Raw genomic sequence first — 20,564 nt, 5'->3', positions numbered from 1 at the left:
ATGAAACTGATTCGAAACGGCAATGAATTCGCATTAAAACACGGCTCGGAGACGATTCTGGAATACAGAAAAGACCTTCCGATTATCTATGTCGGATGCGGAAAAGAAAATGTGGATATGTACCGCGGCAATTTCAAGATTGAGGATTACGTGACGGAGCGCAGGGCGCTTTACGTTACGGGAACCCGGGAAACGCCGGACGGCCTGGTATTTGATATGGAGGGGGAGCTTTCCATGACCCTGAAACTGGACGGCGGCTGTGCGGCGCTCTCCTTTGAACAGAAAAACCCGGCCGTCAACCGGTTCTGGTTCCGTGTCAGTGCGGACGCTGACGAGAAATGCTATGGATGCGGCGAACAGATGTCATACTTCAACTTAAGGGGAAGGCATTTTCCGCTGTGGACCTCCGAGCCGGGAGTCGGCCGGGACAAAACCACCTATGTGACATGGCGTTCGGACGTGGAAAATAAGGCGGGAGGGGATTATTACAATACCAATTACCCGCAGCCCACCTTTGTTTCCACTAAGCATTACTATCTCCACGTGGATTCCACGGCTTATGCCGATTTTGATTTCCGCAGTCCCGGCTTCCATGAACTGCAGATATGGGAAGTGCCGTCCTCCATCCGTATCGAGGCGGCGGAAAATTTCGTGGAACTCCTGGAAAAGGAGAGCGCCTTCTTCGGACGGCAGCCGGAGCTTCCGGACTGGATTTATAACGGCCTGATCATCGGCGTCCAGGGAGGAAACGAGCGTTCCTTCGGCCTTCTTGAAAAGACACTGGAACACGGCATTAAAGTTTCCGGCATCTGGTGCCAGGACTGGTGCGGCAAGCGGGTAACATCCTTTGGAAAACGTCTCCAGTGGGACTGGCAGTACCATAAGGAAATGTACCCAGGCCTGCCGGAACAGATCAAAGAGCTGCATGAGAGAGGAATCAGGTTCCTGGGCTACATCAACCCATACCTGGTAAACGACGGGGATTTATACCGCCGGGGGAAAGAGGCGGGAGTCTTTGCCACCAAAGCGGACGGCAGCGACTACCTGGTGGATTTCGGGGAATTCTACTGCGGTGTGGTGGATTTTACCAACCCCGCCGCCTATGAGTGGTTTAAAAATGAGGTAATCATAAAACACAGCCTGGATATCGGAGTGGACGGATGGATGGCGGATTTCGGCGAATACCTGCCGACCGGCGACATCGTGCTCGCGAGCGGGAAAACGGCGATGGTGGAGCATAACCGCTGGCCGGCTCTCTGGGCAAAATGTAATTACGATGCGCTTGTGGAAACGGGAAAGCTCGGCGAGGCGGTTTATTTTATGCGTGCCGGAGGCACCGGAAGCCAGAAGTACTGCACCCTGCTCTGGGCGGGCGACCAGTCGGTGGACTTTACAATCCATGACGGTCTGGCAACTGTAATCTGCGCGGCCCTGAGCGCCGGTATGACCGGCTGCGGCTTAAGCCACAGCGATATCGGAGGATACACATCCCTGTTCGGCAACACCAGGACAAAGGAACTGTTCCTGCGCTGGGCCGAGATGGCGGCATTCACGCCGGTGATGCGGACCCATGAGGGGAACCGCCCGGACGAGAATTTCCAGTATTATGAGGATGAAGACTGCATGAACAGGCTGGCCCGTCTGGTGGATATCTATACGATGATGGCCCCCTATATAAAAATGCTGGTTGCTGAGAATGCAAAGACGGGTATCCCGGTGCAGCGTCCTCTGTTCCTGCACAACGAGGAGGACGAGGCGTGCTACGATATCCAGTATGAATACATGCTGGGACGGGATGTGCTGGCAGCCCCCGTCTATCTGGCGGAACGAATCCAGTGGGAGGTTTATCTTCCAAAAGGAGAATGGATCCATCTGTGGACCGGGGACGAATACGGAAAAGGCAGCCATACGGTTCCGGCAACGCTGGGAGACACGCCGGTATTCTGCAGAAAAGACTCGGAGTACGCGCCTCTGTTTGAAGAAATCCGCAGAAAACACGGGAAGTAAACGCCGATGACAAATTACATACTGTTTCTTCTTATCATATTGTTCACCAACATCATCCAGGGAATCACCGGCTTTGCGGGAACCATTCTCGCCATGCCGCCCAGCCTGATGCTGGTGGGATATCCGGTAGCCAAACCGGTGCTTAACGTGCTGGGGCTTTTATCGGGAATTTACGTCTTTGCCGGTAAACACGGGAGTGTCTGCTGGAAGGAATTAAAAAAGATTGTGGCCGTCATGGCGGCGGGCATTATCGGGGGAATCCTGATCAAAGGGCTGTTTGCGGGAAAAGAACAGATCCTTTATAAGATTCTCGGAGTTTTCATCATCTTTCTGTCCGTACAGGGAATTTACACACTGAAAAAAGGGGACGGAAAAGACGGGAAGAAAGCGGCTTTTGCAGCGCAGGAGAGGGTTAAAGATTCGCCGGCGCTGTATCTTCTGCTGGTGCTGGCCGGTATCGTGCACGGGATTTTTGTATCGGGCGGCCCGCTTTTAATCGGCTATCTGACAAAAAAAATACCGGATAAGGTGAGCTTTAGGGCTACCATCTCTACGGTCTGGATTTTCTTAAACGGCATGATTCTGGCGGACGACATCAGGATGGGGCTGTGGAATGCGGAACTTGTGAAAACACAGATGATCTCCATCCCGTTTCTGCTGGCCGGAATGTTCATCGGGGCAAAGCTCTATGCCAGAATGAGCCAGAAGCTGTTTATGATGATTACATATCTGCTGTTGTTTATTTCAGGGGTATTATTGTTGGTTAAGTAGCAAAAGAATATTTTAAATGATACAGGAGGGTTTTAATTATGAAGAAAAGAGTATTAGCACTGGCGATGGCGGCGGTAATGGCGGTTTCACTGGCGGGCTGCGGAAGTTCCGGATCGGGAGCGGCGGAGACGAAAGCGGCTTCGGACGGCAAGACGGAGGCGGCTGCCGATGCAAATGCGCCGGCAGCAGGCGGAAGCGGCCAGACAATTAAGATTATCTGCCCTTACGGCGTAGGAGGAACGGCCGATGCCATTGCAAGAAAATATGCCCTGGTAGCAGGCAAAGTTCATCCGGAATACAATTTTATCGTTGAGAATATGACCGGCGGAGACGGATTCTCCGCGGCAAACTGGTACACGGACCAGGATCCATCCACCAAAGATCTCCTGGTATACGGATTCGGCGTGGCGTACCGTCATGACCTGGGAAAGAAATATCAGACAGAGGTAGTGGATTTTGACAGAAATGATATTTACCCGGTTGCCGATATTGATGACAGAACCTGGATTATGTACGCAAAACCGGATGCCACGCTGGCAGACCTTCTCGAAAAGTCTAAAGCAGGCGGTATCAAGATGTCCGGCGGCAACCCGTTATCGGATCCGCATCTGGCTCTCGGTTCCCTGATGGCCCAGGAGGGCGGTAAGGTGATGGTAGTTCCTTATGATGGAGGAGCAGCCCAGAAGAAAGGTCTGACGGACGGTGAAGTGGACGTGTTCGTAGGCACAACCCAGGCCGGCCAGGAAGACGTGGAGGCAGGGACCATGATCCCGGTACTGGCATTTTCCGACAAGAAATTCGAAGGTTTTGCAGGCCCTGACGGCCCGATTGAGGTTCCGGGAATTGCAGGCGATGTAAAGGATCCTGCCCTGAATGCAGACGTTGATTACAGCGGTTCGATTCTTCCGGCCGGAGGATTTGTCGCAGTCCGCACCGGAGCCGATCAGGCCTGGATCGATGAGGTGGCCCAGATTTCCAAAGACGTATGGGCATCTCCGGAATACAGCGACTGGATTGGCGAGATTATGCTGAACAGGTTTGAGGTGTACGGTGATGATGCGAATGCTTTCCTGGAAGACGGATGTGCAAAAGCCCTCGCTGCATTTGAAACTCTGAGCAAGCAGCAGTAATAAGAACCAGTTATAAAAAACGCGGCACTGACCTGAAAGCCGTGTGCACGGGTCGGGTATCAAAAAGGGGCTGATGGGCTGCCGTCAGGCAGCCCATTCCCCGTATCTCAGGAAAATTTTTGCAGAGACTTCGGAGAAAGGAAGTGTTGTCAATGAAATTTAAGATTAAAACCAACTTCTGGTCCGGAATCCTTATGGGGCTGTTCAGCATCGCGATGCTGATTGCGATGCCGACTCAGGTTCGTCTCCCCATGTTTGACTCCGGTGCGCCCAGCCCGAGAATTATTCCGGGCATCTGTCTGGCTGGAACCCTGATCTGTTCGGTTTTACTGCTGATACAGAGCCTGGTGTTGAAAAAAGAAAAGATAATTGAATTCGACTGGAAAAAGGAAAAACCATGCATTATCATGATCGTCCTTCTCTGTGTCTTTGTGGCGCTGGTGATCAACATCGGATTTATTCCGGGCGTAGTTATTATTTTCCCGACTATACTGTTTTACTGCGGGGAGCGCAAACCTTTTATCTATATCTTTACGGTTGCGGCAGGGATTGGAATCTTTTTTCTGTTTAAATATGTATTCCATGTATCGCTGCCGGGCATTCCGGGACTGGGAGGGTGACTTTTATGGGAGATTTACAGCAGATTATTCTCGCTTTACACCAGGTGTTTACCGTCGGTAACCTGGTAATTATTTTCGGAGGCCTGGTTCTGGGCATGATCGTGGGATGTATTCCCGGCCTTTCCGTTACCCTGGGCATTATCCTGCTTCTGCCGCTTACTTATTCATTTTCATCCCCGGACACGGCGATCATTTCCCTTCTGGCCGTATATGTCGGAGGCATGTACGGCGGCTCAATCAGCGCCATTACGCTGAATACGCCGGGAACCAATTCGGCCATTGCCACGACGTTCGACGGGTATCCGCTGGCAAAAAAGGGCAAGGTGAAGAAAGCGCTGGACACCTCTTTATTCGCCTCCACCTTCGGCGGCCTGTTTTCAGCCCTGTTACTTCTGGTCTGTGCCTCGTTCATCACGAAACTGGTGTCGAAATTCGCGTCGGTGGAGTATTTCTCAATGGCGATCCTGGGCATTTCCCTGATAGCCGGCGTCAGCGGCGACAGCCTTCCAAAGGGAATTATGTCGGGTCTTCTGGGCATCCTGATGGCGTCCATCGGAGCCGATGCGGTAACGGGCGTCATGCGGTTTACCTTCGGCATCGATGCCCTGCGGTACGGAATCGACATGCTGCCGGCCATGATCGCCCTGATTGCGCTGACCCAGGTGGTGCAGAAGCTGAGGGACTTTGTCCTGGCAGAGGGAAAACTGGACGATATGACGAAGATTGACAATGAGGGACTGACGTTCAAGGAGGCCAAATCGATCCTTCCGGCCTGCACGCGATCCTCCGCCATCGCTTCGATTCTGGGCGCAATGCCGGGCGTGGGCGGCGGTGTGGCCCAGTTTATGTGCTACAACGAATGCCGGAGAGCTTCCAAACGTCCCCAGGACTTCGGCAAGGGGAGCCTGGAAGGAATTGCGGCGGCAGAGGCCAGCAACAATGCGGTGGTAGGCTCGGCCATGATTCCCCTCCTGACCCTGGGGATTCCCGGTGACGGAGTTACGGCGCTGCTTCTCGGGGCATTTATCCTGCACGGCATCCAGCCCGGACCTAATATGTTTACAAAGCAGGGTGTAATCGCCTATTCCATCATCCTGGGCTGCCTTGTGGCCAACCTTTTCCTGTATCCCATCGGCCTGGCCCTCACCAGGGCCGTCGCCAAAATTATCCAGGTGCGCTATACCTACCTGGCTCCGATCATCATTATCTTTTGTTTTGCCGGCGCGTTTGCAGCCACCGGAAACACGAAGGAACTGGTGCTGACCGCGGCCATTCTGGTATTCAGCTACCTGCTGACGTTACTGGACATCTCGTCCACTCCGATGATGCTGGGAATGATCCTGGCGGATATTATGGAGATGAACTTTGTCACCAGTATGATGAGCTATGATAAAGATTATCTGATTTTCTTCAAACGGCCGATTTCCTGCGTCATTCTGATCCTCACCGTAATTCTGGTGGTTTCCATGATCCGGATTAATAAGAAGGTGGAGGCATTAAACCAGGCGCAGATGGAAGAGATGATGAAAGATCAGGAGCAGGCGGAAGGAAAAGCCTGAGTCTGCGGGACGAAAAACCGAATCCGCGGAGTATAAAACAGGACCCGCGGCTGATAATGAAAAAGGAGAAAAAGAATGAGCTTTCAAGTTGCCTATATTCCGATCGGCGTCGGCACGTTCCATTTGGAAAGTGCGCAGATCGAATTTGATAAATCCATAAAACTGCTGTCTTCCCTGACGGAGGGCGGCGTATATCCCGACAAAATGCTTTTGACACTGGATGATTTGAATGGATTCCTGGACACCATCCACCCGGATCTGATTGTACTTCAGAACATTACCTTTGCCAATGCGGCCTACGCGGGCGAAGTGTTAAAACGCTTTACCTGCCCGGTGCTTCTCTGGACGCTGAGGGAGCCGGTGATAGACGGCGGCAGGCTCCGCCTGAATTCCCTGACCGGGGCGTATTCCGCGGCCAATGCTATCCGCGCATTCCGGGATGAGGAATTTGAATACGTTTTCGGCTCCCCGGAGGAGGATGAGGTGGCGGCCGAGATAGGGGCTGCCATCCGAGCCGCCGATGTGCGCTGTAAATTAAGGAGCCTTAAAATGGCGGCCGTCGGTCATACCCCCCAGGGTTTCGGCTTTGGCCGTGCCCTGGATGCGGAGCTTCTCCACACCTTCGGAGTGACGCTTGAGGCCATCGAGGCGAGAGAGCTTATTGAGAAGGCGAAAAGCTTTACGGATGAGGAGTGCGGTGCATATCTTGAGGAAGCAAAACAGTGGATGGTGGGGATGGAGGATACCCCTGAGAAAAATGTAAAAGATTTTGCCCGTCTCTACAAGGCATACAAAGACTATGTTAAAGAGAACGGAATCGGCGCCCTGTCTTCCCGCTGCTGGCCCGACTTTTTCACTTCCTTCGGGACACCGGTATGTTCGGTGCTTTCCCTGCTCAATGCCGCCGGGATTTCGGCGAGCTGTGAATCCGACGTGTACGGGGCGCTGTCCATGTACATTGGAAGCCAGTTGACCGGTAATGCGGCATTCTTCGGGGATCCCGTCTCCATGGATGAAAAAGAGGGGACGATCACCTACTGGCACTGCGGCATGGCGGCCTGCTCCCTGGCCAGGAAGGATACTGGCGCCCGGGTGGGAGTGCATCCAAACAGAAAGATCGGCCCGACCATGGATTTTGGCTGCGAGGCATGTGAGCATGTGACCGTGTTCCGCGTCGGCAGAAAGACGGACGGCACCTTCCGTTTCTTCATCGCACAGGGAGAGGCGCTCGACAAGCCGAAACAGTTCTGCGGAACTTCCATCGTGGTGAAGACGGAGAAGGCGGCAAAGGAAGTTGTATACGGCAGCGTAAAAGAGGGATGGGAACCTCATTTCGTAGTGATTTACGGCAATGTGGCGTCGGAGCTTGAAAAACTGGCCCACATGACGGGAGCGGAAATCTGCCGTTACTAACCGGGAGCGCCTGACTGGAGGATATGCGGACGACGGCCTCTTGTAACGGTTCACAGGTAATGGCCTCTTTAAACAGGTTCCCCACAGGCGTACTTTCTGCTTGCTAAAAAAAACAATTGCACCTATACTAAAGAAAGAGATTGTCGAGGAAACAGTTTTTTGTAACAGTCCGGAAGGGGCTGGACTGTTATTAGTTTATATAATATTGCAGAGAAGGACAGGACGAAAAATTGGGATATACAGGAATCAATTTAGAGAATGTGAAGCTGAGCAACAGAAGCTCCATATTGAAGCTTCTCAATGATTGCGGTGCAATGTCCAGGAAAGACATTGCCATCCGGCTGAAACTGACTCCGGCAACTGTGACGCTGATCTGCACCGAACTGATATCAGCAGGGATTCTCTGTGAAAAGGGCGAGGTGGAAGAGGAACGGCGGGCCGGCAGGAAAAAAATTCTGATTGATATCAACTACCAGTACAGCTATGTGCTTTCTATCAGTATAGAGGCGGCGAAAACCTTTATCGCGATCAGTAACCTGAAGGGGAAGAAACTTGGGGAGAAGCAGTTGGCGACCGACGGGACGATAGCCCCGGAGAAGTTTTTAAAGAAGGTGACCGATGAGAGCAAGGCGCTGATGTGGGAGAACGGTATTGCAAAGGACGGAGTGCTGGGAATCGGCGTATCGGTGCCTGGCCCGGTTAAGCGGAGTACCGGCGTAAGCCAGCATGCGTACCGGATTTGGAACGAGGCGGTCCCGGTGGGAGAGCTTATCGGCAAACAGATGAATCTTCCCACCATTGTGGAAAATAATGTCAAGGCATTTGCCGAGGGTGAGCTGATCTACGGGAACGGAAAGGAATGGGAAAATCTTCTGTTCATCAAATGGGGGCCGGGAGTCGGTTCGGCCATCATTATCCACGGACGGCTTTACGACAGCCAGAATTCCAAGACCGCGGAGATTGGCCATTATATCGTGGAAAAAGACGGGAAACCGTGCCGCTGCGGACGCAGGGGGTGCCTTGAGACGAAAGTGGCCACCCATGCCATTGCCTCCAGGATCCGGGAGGCCTGCACGGAAGAAACCATGCCGGAGCTTTACCGCCTGGTAAAGGGAGACTTAAGCCGTATTGAAGCGAGGAATATGGCGGAGTGGATGGCGGTGGAGGATGAAGGGATGTGGCAGGTATTTGACGATATCATCGAGCAGATGGCGCGGGTAGCGGTCAATACCATCACACTTCTGGCTCCGGATAAGGTGATTATCTACGGGGAGATGTTTGAACACAGGAACGTGGAGGAGCGGTTCGTGCATTTTTGCAGCCATTACGACTCGTCCTACCACGGCGGTTATATTTTAAAATCGGAGCTCAGCGACAGGATTGAATATATCGGTCCTCTGGCTGTGGCGGTCAATGAATTATTCCTTTTGGCGGGCAGCCAGGAGAACTGAAAAAGGCGGGAAAACCGGCTGAGTAATTGTCAGCCGGTTTTCCTGCCTTTCTGCCCGCGGATGCTTTTTAATATTTCCCTGGCAAGCCGCCTGTTTTCCTCGGAGTATCCGAGAAGGATGCCTGTGTCACGTTCTTCCAGGGAGGCGATAATATAATCCAGATCTTCTTTTTTCTTGCCGGTAAAATCATAGGTGCGCCCGTCGTCGGCCATGATATGAAGCGTGTAGCTCATACGGAAATGGAACCGGGAGAGTCCGGGGAGCGCAAGCCGCCTGCTGTGATAATAAACCCATACGACCGATTTAAGCGGCAGAATCAGGCTTCGGACGGTATCTACATTGACAATATAACCGGGGGTCAGATAGATGTTACCCGATTTGGCAATGCTGACATGTTTCATCTCAATCTCCACCTTGGGGAGAAGCGTCCGGATCTCGCCGAAACTGCCCAGATAGCGGAAGGTCGGGGAACGGTGGGGCTCCCAGATATAGTACAGCGAACAGAGGATGTCCGTCAGTGATAAAAACAGGCAGCCGTAGGCCAGAAGATGAAACAAAACGGTCAGGTATACGGGATAGGGCAGGGTGGAGACCGCATAGGGCGCCGTCATCTTCCTGAGGGACGGTACGGTCCAGTCAAGTCCCTCCGCCATCTCATACAGGACAGCCTCATATTCGCTTTCCGTCATCTCAATCAGCCTGCCGCTTAAGTTGAGAGGGGGAAGCGCCTCCCCGCCCGGGCTGGAAATATCGCGGTTATCCAGCAGATAGTACTGGCAGAAACCGTCCGTCAGGGTATAGTAATAATATCCCTCCGTACGCCCGTTTACGACATAATTGCAGCCGGTATATTGAAGACCCGACACGGAAACGGTGACGTAGGGGAGAGCGCGGTTATAAAAATTTTCATAATGGCTTTTGGAATTCAGAGGCCGGGGAGAAAGAAAATTGGCTCTGGGGATTTTTATCAGGGCCGCCATGGCGGCAATCAGAAGCAGAACCGGGAAAATAAGCTGTTTTAACAGGGCTCTGCGTATATTTTTAATAATGAAACTGTTTTTCATCGGTCTGTTCACTTTCAATAAGAACTGTGGCACAAGGATTCCAGCAGTTCAGGGATAGTTACCGTAATCACGTAAGGACAATAACAAGTATAACGCATAGAGAGTGAAATAATCAAGAACAGGTTGCTTTTAAAGAAAAAAATTGTTATGATCGGGTTACTGTTTTACCGGCAGGTTACCGGATTATTAAGAAGAGTGAAATGAGGTATAATAAATATGGATGCATATACGGGCTTTGCCTCGGTTTACGATATGTTTATGGACAACATCCCCTATGAGGAATGGTGCGGATATCTTACGTCCCTGCTCCGGGAATATGGGGCCGGGGAAGGGATTCTCCTGGACCTGGGCTGCGGGACGGGAAGTCTGACCGAGCTTTTGGCGAAACAGGGCTATGACATGATTGGTGTGGATTTTTCGGAGGACATGCTCCAGATTGCCATGGAAAAGAGAGTGCAGTCCGGACTGCCCATTCTCTATCTGCAGCAGGATATGAGGGAGTTTGAGCTGTACGGCACGGTATGCGCGGTTGTAAGCATCTGTGACTCGATGAACTATATTCTGGAATATGAAGACTTGGTTCAGGTATTCCGCCTGGTAAATAATTACCTGGATCCCAGAGGCGTTTTTATATTCGACCTCAATACGGAATACAAATACAGGGAAATCCTGGGCCAGTCCACTATCGCGGAGGACAGGGAAGAGAGCAGCTTCATCTGGGACAACGACTATGACGAGGAGGAACGTATCAATGAATACGATCTGACTCTTTTTATCCGGGAAGAGGGAGAACTGTACCGGAAATACCAGGAGACTCACTTTCAGAGGGCATATTCGCTGGAAGAAGTGAAAGCGGCCATCGAAGAGGCGGGGATGGAATTTGTGACCGCATATGACGCATTCACAAGGGAAATGCCGAAAGAGACAAGCGAGCGTATTTACGTGGTAGCCAGGGAACAGGGCAAGTAGAGAAGGAAAAACATCAAACGCAGACCTCAATATAGAAGAAAAGTATCCGGACCTCCCCAAGGAGAAAGCGCCGAAGGGAGAATATGGACAGAAAGGACGATATATGACAACAGACAGAGATTATATAATCAGAGCGACGGCGGCGGACGGCCAGATACGGGCTTTTGCGGCAACGACAAGAGGAGTGGTGGAGAAGGCCAGAGCCGCCCATAATACAAGCCCGGTGGCGACGGCCGCCCTGGGGAGACTGCTGACGGCAGGAGGCATGATGGGCATAATGATGAAGGGAAAAGACGATATCCTGACGCTGAGGGTCGAGGGAGACGGACCGATTGAGGGCCTTACCGTGACGGCCGACAGCGCCGGAAACGTAAAGGGATATGCCTTTAACCCCGCCGTTATGCTGCCGCCCAATTCAAAGGGCAAGCTGGACGTGGGAGGCGCTTTAGGAGTCGGCGTTCTGAGCGTGATCAGGGATATCGGCCTGAAGGAACCTTATGTAGGGCAGACCATCCTGGTTTCCGGCGAGATAGCCGAGGATCTGACCTATTATTACGCTACTTCGGAGCAGATCCCGACCTCGGTCGCATTAGGCGTCCTGATGAACAAAGACAATACCGTGCGCCAGGCGGGCGGATTCATTATCCAGCTTCTGCCGGGGGCATCCGACGATATTATCGATAAACTGGAGAAAAAGCTGGGGGATATGGATTCCATAACCTCCCTCCTGGATGCGGGCCGGACACCGGAGATGATACTCGATTCCGTCATCGGTGAATTCGGCCTGGAAATCCTAGACACGATGCCGACGGAATTTTACTGCAACTGTGACAAAGCAAGGGTGGAGAAAGCGCTGATCAGCATCGGAAGGAAAGAACTTCAGGAAATGATCGACGAGGGCAAAACAATCGAAGTAAACTGCCATTTCTGCAATCAGAATTACGCATTTACAGTGGAAGAGCTGAACGACCTTCTCAGGAGGGCGGTTCGGTAAGACGGCAGGGAGAAAATCTGGGAAATCAGCAGAATCAGGAAGAGTGGGGCGCCGGCAGGCGCCCCTTTGCAAATATGGAGGCATACATAATGAAATCCTTTTTAATGATAGGACAATCCAACATGGCCGGCCGCGGTTTTATACACGAGGTGCCGCCGATTTACAATGAGAGAATAGAAATGCTGCGCAGCGGCAGATGGCAGATGATGACGGAGCCGGTGAATTTCGACAGACCGGTTGCGGGAATCAGCCTTGCATCATCCTTTGCCGAGTCCTGGTGCCGTGTGAACCCGGAAGAAAAAATCGGCTTAATCCCATGTGCGGAGGGAGGAAGCATGATAGACGAATGGGCGCCCGACGGCGTTTTATTCCGCCATGCGGTCAGTGAAGCCGGATTCGCCATGGAAAACAGTGAACTGGCAGGCGTGTTATGGCATCAGGGTGAGAGCGACAGTGACAGCGGAAAATACAAAACGTATTATGGGAAACTGTCCCGTATCGTCGAACGCTTGAGAAAAGAATTAAATGCTCCGGATATTCCGTTTATCATAGGCGGCCTTGGAGACTATCTGGGGAAAACGGCGTTTGGGCTGGGATGCGTGGAGTATGGGCTGATTAACCGGGAACTCATGAGGTTTGCAGAAGAGAATGAGAACTGTTATTTTGTCACGGCGCAGGGGCTGACCTCAAATCCGGACGGCATCCATATCAATGCAAGGTCACAGAGAATCTTTGGCCTGCGGTATTTTGAGGCGTACCATGGAAAACAGCATGTTTATCATCCGTTAAAAGACGAGGAAAAGCTGGCAGATGCCTGCCATAACAGGGAGAATACCCCAGCCGAGAAAGTTTATATGGCGCTTGAAAATTTCACCCGCGGAAAAATACCGTATGAAAAACTGATGGAAGTTTTTGCACAGGGGCAGAAATGATGATAAAAAATGCAAAACCGCCCTGTGTAATTTTATTGAGGGGCAATGAAAAGTTCGCAAAGCGTACTTTTCGTTGTTTCCGGGCAGTCGTGAAAACCTGCGGAGTGCATTTTTTGTCAATGAAAAAAGGGAGCCGGCAGGCGCCCCCCTTTTTACGTTATTGTTTTTCCTGTATTTACATTCAATCAGCCGTTCAGGCCAGGATGCTGTTTTCCGCAAACCGCTCCCTCCAGAATGCAAAATCCGCTTTCCAATAACCAGGATCAAGGGTCCAGGTTTCGCCGATTGCCATGACATCCCCATCCGGATGATAGGCTGGCCAGTGAGGAATGGACGGCACATTGGGATTGCCGGAAGCGGCAAAGGCCGCCCAGACGTCCATCATCTGTTCCGGCAGTCTTTCCGGGGCGCCTTTGGGAATCAGGTTTCCGAAAACATAGTTGCAGGGAGCGCCGTGCAAGGCTCTGAAGCCTTCCTTTGGATCCCGGAGGCGGAAGGTGAACTGGTAGACCGGGATATGGGAACAGCAGGCCCTTGCAATCCATTCGCCGCCTAAACGCAGGCCGAGATCATTGTGTACCGTCATATAGGCCTCCTTGTCACTCATCTCCGGATGAAGGCGTCGGAAGGCCTCCATATCGTTTTCCGTTACCTTTTTATCGGTATTTCTCTGGATAACGGATGTCTTAGTTTCCTCTGCATCCATCTTTAAAAACATCTGATCATATTCCCCTTCACTGCCTCCGATCATCAGCGCCTTTACCTTAAATTCGCCTTTTACCAGGCGTTCGAAGGCATCCGTGCCGACGGTCAGTCCATCCTGGACGGGAGAGAAGAGTTTGCTGGCCTTGCCGCCGAAGCGGACGCCAAAGAGTTTTTTCTGCGCGGCCAGTATTTCTTTGGGGGACAGAGATAAAGCATCCGAAAGTGTGGAAACTCCCGCCGCTTCAAAAAATGTTCTGCCGATCTCTTCGCTGGTATCCAGGGCTACGGCGCCCAAATCGGTCATATAGGAACTTTGGCAGACCGCTTTCTGGAAATAGTCTTCGGCCTCCGGGATGACCAGGAGATGACTGATGGCATTGGAACCGGCGGAATGGCCGTACAGGGTGACATTGCCGGGATCGCCGCCGAAGGAGGCGATGTTGCGGTGAGTCCATTTGAGAGCGGCAATAATATCGAGCAGAGCCAGGTTGTTGCTGAAACGGTATCTGCCGCCCGGATCCAGGAAGGAGAGGTTCAGGCTGCCCAGGACGCCTACCCGGTAGTTGCAGGCTACGACGATCAGTTCCGGATGGGCCTTAACCAGATTTTCGGGCAGATTCAGCCGTTTATAGTTGTATCCCATGATGTAGGAGCCGCCGTATACCCAGAACAGCACGCTCTTTTTGGGAACCGTCACATCGGCCGCCCAGATATTCAGATTCAGGCAGTCCTCGGAGACGGGGACATGGGGAAAATCACCGTTCCTCTCGGCAAAAAACGGGTCCGGCTCCGCCTGTATCGGGGCGGGTCCGAATGCCTTTGCCGGAAGGGCGCCGCTAAAGGACGTAATTTCTTCTGGCGGCTGCCAGCGTTTTGCGGTGGCAAATGGGATATTCAGGAAGGTCAGGATTCCCTCCTTACCGCGAAAACCTTCAATTTTACCGCAGGGCGTATCCACGGTTACGGAACCGGACGGTTCGGATTGTGCAGTTGTAAAATCAGTGTTCATATGATTCCTTTCTTTTCTTTTATTAGACAGGGAGCATTCCCGTTACGGCCATAAAGGCGGGCATTGGAAGGCTGAATCCGTATATCGGAATCAGGGAATATTTCAGGTGTACCTTCATTTCCGCGCCGCCTGTTTTTATATACGGCGCCTGTTTCTAGTAGTATCATAGTTTTTTCTTCCCTCCGCAGCAATGGACGCTCTGCACAAATAAAAATCCTGCCGTTGGGCAGGATTCATAAATCGTCGGAATAAAGAAAAAAGTCCGGGAATTCACTTGTATTTTACGGGGAATCCCGATAAAATAGAGAATCAGATTTGGCCGTGCGTCCTATTCGGACGAAGGAGAATATTTTTTAACCGGATGAAGCAGATCCTCCTGCCGGTAGTTCTCGGCATAGCGGACTATCATTGAGGAGAGCATCAGGATCATCTGAAGGTTCCAGTCGTCCAGGCTGCGGCCGATTATTTCTTCGATCCGGTCTATCTTATTAATGACGGTATTCCGGTGGAGATACATGTCCTTTGCCGTTTTCGTGGTATTGCAGTTGTTCCTGATGTAGGTTTCCAGTATTTCGCAGAGGTTATCATGTTCCTCGATATCATGGCGCTTCAGTACCGTATATTTCGGCGTACACAGGTAGATCAGGTTATTTTCATGGAAATCATAACCAAAGCGGCCGCAGAGGTCGATGAGATGGTAGGCGGTGTAATCGTCGTAATAAAAGAGTCTCTGCCCCGGATCGCCGCTCAGGGCGCGGCCAAGGGAAATTACCTCCTTTGTCTGCAGGTAAATGGGCCGGATAGAGGAAACAAAGGCGGATTTATTGCCGATGGAGGCGTACGCATGGTAGCGTTCCAGCAGTTTTTGCAGGCGCTCACCGTCGAACGGAATATCCCAGGAATCTTCTTCCGTTTTGACAAGAAGAATTAAATCACCCTGATACACCGCGGTCTGGCAGGGCGGGAAAATCTCCGACAGGGCGTGAAGGATCAGGCCGGTCGGCAGGGATTTCTGGCCGGGTTCAAAGGTGACTACGATGCAGGTATAAAAATTCGGGGGAAGGAACGGCAGCCGGAACAGACGGCTCTGAAGTTCCTTCTCACTTGAGATTCTGCGCTCAATCAGATCGCCGATTAGAGAGGAAAACTCGGCGTTGGATTCAAATTCTTCCCGGTTGTGCATCAGCGAATGCTCCCGGATCAGGGAGACAAGCAGTTTTACATAGTCAAACAGGGCCGGATCCCGGCCGGCGGATTCGGAAAATACCAGCAGGCGCCCGTAGGTGCTGGAATGGTATTTTAAAGGGGCCAGAAGACCGTAGCTGTCCGGCTCCAACAGAGCCTCATAAATGCCTTTCGGGACCGAATCCTTTTTCTGTCCGGGAACCGGCGAATTTAAAAACGTGTCAATACTGTCGGCGGAGAGGTAGCCGAAGGACAAGAGCTGCTGGATATAAGCGTTCTCGAATGCATAATCCACATTCGAGGCAATGAGACGGTAGCCGCCGTTTAACAAAAACAGAGGAACATGCAGCCGTGAAGCGGCCTCATTCAGCAGCGGCTGAATCTCTTTATTGCGGCAGGCCAGGAGGCAGAGCCGGTTCATCCAGCCTGTAAAGTCGAAAAAACAGCTGTTGGCCCGGTTTAAAATCTCCCCGGCCGGGAGACGGCAGGAGAGAAAGGAAATATCCGACCTGCCGAAGGGCCGTCCGTCCGAACCTCCGTCTCCGGAGCCGTCTTCCGACAGCAGAAGCATGGTTCCGTCCGGGATCAGTCCCTGCCGCCACAGCCTGGAAGCGGTCCGGGAAGCGGCGATGTAAACGGTCTGCTTTTCAAAAGCAGCCGTCTTTTCGGAAAGCAGCTGTATATTACCGACGGTCAGATTGGTGTCCGGTGAGAACAGGCTCTGCAGCCGGCAGTCGGAAAAACTTTGCGCTAAAATCGGAAATGTGAACACGGAACGGCCTCCTTTTTCATTTTAGCATTAGGATATCAGCTTTTTAGACAAATTTCAACGAGAATGTGCGAAATGCACACGAAAACACGATACGAATAGCTGCTGTTCACAGCGCAATGCGGTGTGAACAGTAACCACGAATATTACCTGCGGACAGTAACAAAAAGGCCGCCGGAAGGCATAAGGCCTGGAAGGGAGAAGGGAATGTTTTTAGAATTAAAAGATACGAAGCTGTATTATGAGGAGTTTGGACAGGGAGAACGCTGTATTTTGTCGGCAATGCAGCAGCTCGACCCGGATCGGAAGGGATGGCCTTATGATCTGGCGGAAGAGGGCTTTCACGTTTTTGCAATCCAGATGAGGGGATATGGGCAGTCTGCCCATGTCATGGAGGATTATGGAGAGAAATGGTATGATATCTGGGCCGACGATGTGGCGGAATTTGCCGCAGCCATGGGAATCAAGCGGTTTCTGTATACGGGCGCTTCCGACGGAGGAGGAGTCGGCTGGCATCTCTGTCTGCGCCACCCGGAAATTTTAACCGGCTTTGCAGGGCTGGCGGCAGGCCCTCACTCCAGAAGCATCGGAACCATTTCACCCAGCAGGAAATATACAATCGACGCGGTGGGAAGCCGGGCGGCCGTGGAGCAGCTTGCCATGTACCACAAACAGAGGATTCTCTATTTTGCCAAGAAGTTTGGGGATGACCCGGAGCTGAAAAAGGAATTTGAACGGAAAGCGGAAACGATTTATCAGATGAAAATGGATATGGGGCCGGAGGAGATGAAAATCCAGCCGGGAATTACGCTCCCCTGGCTGAAGACCGATGAGGAGGTGTTAAAGGCGCTCTCCGAAATTCATTTTCCGGTGCTTCTGCTGATCGGCATGAAGGATGCAATGGTTCCTCTTGGCAAAACGGTCCAGCCGATAGGGGCCATTGAACATGCCAAGGCCGTGTTCTACCAGGAGGCAAACCACCTGCTGTACTATGGCAGGCGCGAAGATGTGAGGAGGGAAATTGCCGCCTTTGCGGAGGAGGCTTTTGAAAAAGACGGAGACAAGACTGCCCATTGAAGGGGAGTCCCTATTGTGCAGAGTATCCATTGTATAATTGACTGAAAAAAATTATGATATGACTGAAATGATAAATTACAGACATCGCGGCATGATGTTGGACGGCAGTATGGTTCCGGAGCATACGCCGTGCCGCAGTAAGGGAAGGTACAACGGATGACGTGGAACGGTATAATAACTCTGATTATGATGGTACTCATTATTATCCTGCTATTTCGGGGAGTCAGCAGCCCGGGAGTGATATTCAGCACAGTGCCCATTATCGCCAGCCTGCTCATGGGCTTTGGCCCGGCAGAAATTAGCGGTTTTATTGGAGAGGGGCTAAAAGCCATTTCCGGCACTCTGTTTTTAATGGTCTTTGCCGTTTTATATTTTGGGCTGCTTCATGAGGCAGGGGTATTTCAGGCTCTGATCCGTCTGGTCATGCGGTTTCTCGGCAACAGCATAACCGGCACGATGTGGGTTACCGCGCTGATCAGCGTCCTGACCCAGTTGGACGGTTCGGGGGCAACGACGGCAATCTGTACCATCCCGACCATGCGTCCCGTGTATGAAAAACAGAGAATCCGCTGTGAGGCTCTGCTGCTGATAGAAAGTCTTGCGTCGGGGATACTGTGTCTGCTTCCCTGGGCGCCGGGGCTCTGTGAGGCGGCGGCTTACGTCAATGTTGATGTGTACGAACTGTTTTTATGGCTGATTCCTGTTCTGGTTTTTTCCCTGGCCGCACTTTTTCTCCTCTGTATCCCTCTTGCAGCGTATGAAAAACGCCACGGAGCGGGAATGACCAGGCAAGAGTTTGAAGAGATGAAGCGGGAGATAGATAAACCCCTTGAATTTCCCCTGGGAAAGGGAGTTGCGGTGTTTGACGGGATTGTCACCCTGTGCCTGATGGCGGCGCTTTTGGGCGGTATTGTGAAAACGAATTTTGCCTTCGGCCTCACATTCGGAATTCTGCTGGTGGTTAACTTCCGTGATATAGGAAGACAGAGGGAGTATCTGAAGAAGCAGGCTCCGATGGCGCTTGACATGGCAGTCACGATTCTGGGCGTCTGCGTGATGGTGGGGGTAAACCAGGGGACGGGCGCCATCGCCGATTTGGCGAACTGGATGGTGTCCAATACTTCGGGCAGTCTTCTTTCCCATCTTCCCTTTGTGCTCTGCCTTTTCAGCATGCTGCTTTCCATCACCATCGGCGGTTCCAAGAATTCCGTGGTGCTGCCCGCCGTTATCCCCATGGTAGCCGCGTTTGGCTTTACGCCGGTTCAGGTGCTCGGCGCTGTATTTGCAACCGGAGTGATCAGTGCGAACTTAAGCCTTTTTAACGCGACGCCGTATCTGGCTCTGGGACTGGCGGGAGTGGAGATGAAAAGCCATTTAAAATATTCCCTTCTTCCGGTATACGGATTCAGCCTGCTGATGCTGTTGTTTATGGTGGTGTCGGGAATGCTGCCGATATAGGCGGGACTGAATTTACAACAACGAAAAGTACGCTTCGCGAACGTTTCATAGCCGCTCAACAACGAAAAGCACGCTTCGCGAACTTTTCATAGCCGCTCAACAAAAAGAGCCATCCGGGTGGATGGCTCTTAATTGTAATCATTTTACTTATTTCAATATAGCTTATTCACAAAATATATATTAAACATATTATGGAAAGAGGTACACTGGAAAGTTGATGATTAAAGCTTTACTACATTGGTTGCCTGTGGGCCTTTTGCTCCGTTAACCACTTCAAATTCTACCTGAGCGCCTTCCTCAAGAGATTTGAATCCGTCCATGTTCAGGCCAGAGTAGTGTACAAACACATCGTTTCCCTGCTCGTCAGAAATAAATCCGTAGCCCTTCTGGTTGTTAAACCATTTAACTGTACCTTTATTCATATGATACCTCCAAAAAAATAAAAAAAATGTTTTAACTGTAGCTATCTACAGCCTGTTCTCAGAATAGCACAATTTGGGTTGACTGTCAAACGGTTTTATGGGAAATTCAGGGAATTTCAGGGAAAATTCAATCATTTTACAACATACGGGTATTTATGGTAAAACTGTATGGAAAAAAAGGGATTCCGGGGCTGAAATACGGTGATAAAAAGAGAGAAAAGAAGGGGAGAAACGTGGTTGATAAAAGGAGAGGGCTGTTGTAAAATAAGTATCAGGCGATATCCGGGGGAAATCATAACCATCCGGATAAATCGGATGCGCAATCAGCGGGGAGAGAATCATGAATCTTTGGAATGCAGTCCATCATTTCAGGACAATAACGAGACATAAGCAGATGGTAATGGAGAATTGTTTTAAAGTGGGACTCTATAAGCAGGGCCTGCTCCACGATCTGTCTAAATATTCCTGGGAGGAATTTAAAATAGGAGTCAAATACTATCAGGGAGACAGAAGCCCCAATGCGGCGGAAAAGGAAGAAAAGGGCTATTCCGTGGCCTGGCTGCACCATAAGGGAAGAAACAAGCACCATTTTGAGTACTGGATAGATTTTGCGCCCAATAAGGCGGACGGTCTGATTGGGAATGAGATGCCCCTGAACTATCTGGTGGAGATGGTGATGGATCGGATTGCCGCCTCCAAGGTCTACAAGGGTGACGAATATACGGATGCCTGCCCCTGGGAATATTATAACCGGGGAATGGATTACATGGTGATGCATAGGAAGACCAGGGTACAGCTTGAAAAACTTCTTCTGATGCTGAAAGACGAGGGAGAAGAAAAAACATTTGACTATATCAGGAAACTGCTGCGCCACAGGAAGAGAAAGTGATTTCTTCCGGGCGGAGGGACGTAAAAACGGCGAAGAAAAAGCAAGGATTAATCTGCTTTCTCTCCGCCGTTTTATATTTGTTTCTGCCGTTTTATATTTGTTTCTGCCGTTTTATATTTGTTTCTGCCGTTTTATATTTG

Annotated in this window: 17 protein-coding genes; 13 read left to right on the top strand and 4 right to left on the bottom strand. The window is 51.3% G+C overall.

The features are described from left to right. From QZT18_RS13110 to QZT18_RS13080, 7 genes are all read left to right on the top strand, one after another. Positions 1-2,007 carry an alpha-glucosidase gene (locus tag QZT18_RS13110; RefSeq protein WP_294148446.1) on the top strand — a complete coding sequence of 669 codons (2,007 nt, stop codon included), beginning with the start codon at positions 1-3 and terminating at the stop codon, positions 2,005-2,007. Between the two features lie 6 nt (positions 2,008-2,013). Then, the gene (locus QZT18_RS13105) at positions 2,014-2,778 is read left to right on the top strand and encodes a sulfite exporter TauE/SafE family protein (protein WP_294148445.1); all 765 of its coding nucleotides are present in this window, start codon (positions 2,014-2,016) and stop codon (positions 2,776-2,778) included. A 38-nt stretch (positions 2,779-2,816) separates the two neighbouring features. After that, positions 2,817-3,908: a tripartite tricarboxylate transporter substrate-binding protein gene (locus QZT18_RS13100; RefSeq protein WP_294148444.1), complete on the top strand. Its 1,092-nt coding sequence runs from the start codon at positions 2,817-2,819 to the stop codon at positions 3,906-3,908. Between the two features lie 152 nt (positions 3,909-4,060). Further along, a complete protein-coding gene (locus tag QZT18_RS13095) occupies positions 4,061-4,528 on the top strand; it encodes a tripartite tricarboxylate transporter TctB family protein (protein ID WP_294148443.1) in 468 nt (155 codons plus the stop codon). 5 nt (positions 4,529-4,533) lie between these two features. Continuing rightward, positions 4,534-6,087 carry a tripartite tricarboxylate transporter permease gene (locus QZT18_RS13090; RefSeq protein WP_294148442.1) on the top strand — a complete coding sequence of 518 codons (1,554 nt, stop codon included), beginning with the start codon at positions 4,534-4,536 and terminating at the stop codon, positions 6,085-6,087. Between the two features lie 75 nt (positions 6,088-6,162). Continuing rightward, a complete protein-coding gene (locus tag QZT18_RS13085; RefSeq protein ID WP_294148441.1) occupies positions 6,163-7,500 on the top strand; it encodes a fucose isomerase in 1,338 nt (445 codons plus the stop codon). A gap of 230 nt (positions 7,501-7,730) precedes the next feature. After that, positions 7,731-8,951, top strand: coding sequence for an ROK family transcriptional regulator (locus QZT18_RS13080; protein WP_294148440.1), 1,221 nt, complete (start codon positions 7,731-7,733; stop codon positions 8,949-8,951). Positions 8,952-8,980: 29 nt separating this feature from the next. On the opposite strand, the gene QZT18_RS13075 is transcribed toward QZT18_RS13080, so the two are convergent. Continuing rightward, positions 8,981-10,015, bottom strand: coding sequence for a DUF6709 family protein (locus tag QZT18_RS13075; protein ID WP_294148439.1), 1,035 nt, complete (start codon positions 10,013-10,015; stop codon positions 8,981-8,983). Between the two features lie 216 nt (positions 10,016-10,231). Between QZT18_RS13075 and QZT18_RS13070 the strand changes: the two genes are divergently transcribed. The 3 genes from QZT18_RS13070 (at position 10,232) to QZT18_RS13060 (ending at position 12,910) form a co-directional block, all read left to right on the top strand. After that, positions 10,232-10,984 carry a class I SAM-dependent methyltransferase gene (locus QZT18_RS13070; RefSeq protein ID WP_294148438.1) on the top strand — a complete coding sequence of 251 codons (753 nt, stop codon included), beginning with the start codon at positions 10,232-10,234 and terminating at the stop codon, positions 10,982-10,984. A gap of 103 nt (positions 10,985-11,087) precedes the next feature. Then, complete coding sequence (hslO, locus tag QZT18_RS13065) at positions 11,088-11,978, top strand: Hsp33 family molecular chaperone HslO (RefSeq protein WP_294148437.1); 891 nt, start codon at positions 11,088-11,090, stop codon at positions 11,976-11,978. A gap of 89 nt (positions 11,979-12,067) precedes the next feature. Beyond that, positions 12,068-12,910: a sialate O-acetylesterase gene (locus tag QZT18_RS13060; protein WP_366925879.1), complete on the top strand. Its 843-nt coding sequence runs from the start codon at positions 12,068-12,070 to the stop codon at positions 12,908-12,910. A 193-nt stretch (positions 12,911-13,103) separates the two neighbouring features. Here QZT18_RS13060 and QZT18_RS13055 read toward each other — a convergent pair whose 3' ends face one another. Together QZT18_RS13055 and QZT18_RS13050 are read right to left on the bottom strand one after the other, a co-directional pair. Beyond that, entirely contained in the window at positions 13,104-14,624 is a 1,521-nt protein-coding gene (locus QZT18_RS13055) for a carboxylesterase family protein (RefSeq protein ID WP_294148436.1), read from the bottom strand. Between the two features lie 328 nt (positions 14,625-14,952). Beyond that, on the bottom strand, positions 14,953-16,581 hold the full coding sequence (locus QZT18_RS13050) for a CdaR family transcriptional regulator (RefSeq protein ID WP_294148435.1): 1,629 nt from the start codon (positions 16,579-16,581) through the stop codon (positions 14,953-14,955). Positions 16,582-16,785: 204 nt separating this feature from the next. On the opposite strand from QZT18_RS13050, the gene QZT18_RS13045 reads away from it, so the two are divergent. Together QZT18_RS13045 and QZT18_RS13040 are read left to right on the top strand one after the other, a co-directional pair. Next, on the top strand, positions 16,786-17,655 hold the full coding sequence (locus QZT18_RS13045) for an alpha/beta fold hydrolase (protein WP_294148434.1): 870 nt from the start codon (positions 16,786-16,788) through the stop codon (positions 17,653-17,655). 156 nt (positions 17,656-17,811) lie between these two features. After that, positions 17,812-19,113 (top strand): SLC13 family permease, encoded by a 1,302-nt coding sequence (locus tag QZT18_RS13040; protein WP_294148433.1) that lies wholly within the window; start codon positions 17,812-17,814, stop codon positions 19,111-19,113. A 221-nt stretch (positions 19,114-19,334) separates the two neighbouring features. On the opposite strand, the gene QZT18_RS13035 is transcribed toward QZT18_RS13040, so the two are convergent. Further along, complete coding sequence (locus tag QZT18_RS13035; protein ID WP_003503473.1) at positions 19,335-19,535, bottom strand: cold-shock protein; 201 nt, start codon at positions 19,533-19,535, stop codon at positions 19,335-19,337. A gap of 340 nt (positions 19,536-19,875) precedes the next feature. Between QZT18_RS13035 and QZT18_RS13030 the strand changes: the two genes are divergently transcribed. After that, the gene (locus tag QZT18_RS13030; protein ID WP_294148432.1) at positions 19,876-20,424 is read left to right on the top strand and encodes a DUF5662 family protein; all 549 of its coding nucleotides are present in this window, start codon (positions 19,876-19,878) and stop codon (positions 20,422-20,424) included. The last annotated feature ends 140 nt before the right edge of the window (positions 20,425-20,564 follow it).

Source organism: uncultured Clostridium sp. (genome assembly GCF_900547735.1).
Classification (GTDB): Bacteria; Bacillota; Clostridia; order Lachnospirales; family Lachnospiraceae; genus Otoolea.
This window is presented reverse-complemented; position numbering and strand designations above follow the sequence as displayed.

Excerpts from the sequence above, each read along its gene's own strand:
- hslO (WP_294148437.1), top strand. The coding sequence starts at position 11,088 with ATGACAACAGACAGAGATTATATAATCAGAGCGACGGCGGCGGACGGC.
- QZT18_RS13075 (WP_294148439.1), bottom strand. The coding sequence starts at position 10,015 with ATGAAAAACAGTTTCATTATTAAAAATATACGCAGAGCCCTGTTAAAA.
- QZT18_RS13035 (WP_003503473.1), bottom strand. The coding sequence starts at position 19,535 with ATGAATAAAGGTACAGTTAAATGGTTTAACAACCAGAAGGGCTACGGA.
- QZT18_RS13070 (WP_294148438.1), top strand. The coding sequence starts at position 10,232 with ATGGATGCATATACGGGCTTTGCCTCGGTTTACGATATGTTTATGGAC.
- QZT18_RS13100 (WP_294148444.1), top strand. The coding sequence starts at position 2,817 with ATGAAGAAAAGAGTATTAGCACTGGCGATGGCGGCGGTAATGGCGGTT.
- QZT18_RS13060 (WP_366925879.1), top strand. The coding sequence starts at position 12,068 with ATGAAATCCTTTTTAATGATAGGACAATCCAACATGGCCGGCCGCGGT.
- QZT18_RS13085 (WP_294148441.1), top strand. The coding sequence starts at position 6,163 with ATGAGCTTTCAAGTTGCCTATATTCCGATCGGCGTCGGCACGTTCCAT.
- QZT18_RS13040 (WP_294148433.1), top strand. The coding sequence starts at position 17,812 with ATGACGTGGAACGGTATAATAACTCTGATTATGATGGTACTCATTATT.
- QZT18_RS13030 (WP_294148432.1), top strand. The coding sequence starts at position 19,876 with ATGAATCTTTGGAATGCAGTCCATCATTTCAGGACAATAACGAGACAT.
- QZT18_RS13095 (WP_294148443.1), top strand. The coding sequence starts at position 4,061 with ATGAAATTTAAGATTAAAACCAACTTCTGGTCCGGAATCCTTATGGGG.
- QZT18_RS13105 (WP_294148445.1), top strand. The coding sequence starts at position 2,014 with ATGACAAATTACATACTGTTTCTTCTTATCATATTGTTCACCAACATC.
- QZT18_RS13045 (WP_294148434.1), top strand. The coding sequence starts at position 16,786 with ATGTTTTTAGAATTAAAAGATACGAAGCTGTATTATGAGGAGTTTGGA.
- QZT18_RS13055 (WP_294148436.1), bottom strand. The coding sequence starts at position 14,624 with ATGAACACTGATTTTACAACTGCACAATCCGAACCGTCCGGTTCCGTA.
- QZT18_RS13110 (WP_294148446.1), top strand. The coding sequence starts at position 1 with ATGAAACTGATTCGAAACGGCAATGAATTCGCATTAAAACACGGCTCG.
- QZT18_RS13090 (WP_294148442.1), top strand. The coding sequence starts at position 4,534 with ATGGGAGATTTACAGCAGATTATTCTCGCTTTACACCAGGTGTTTACC.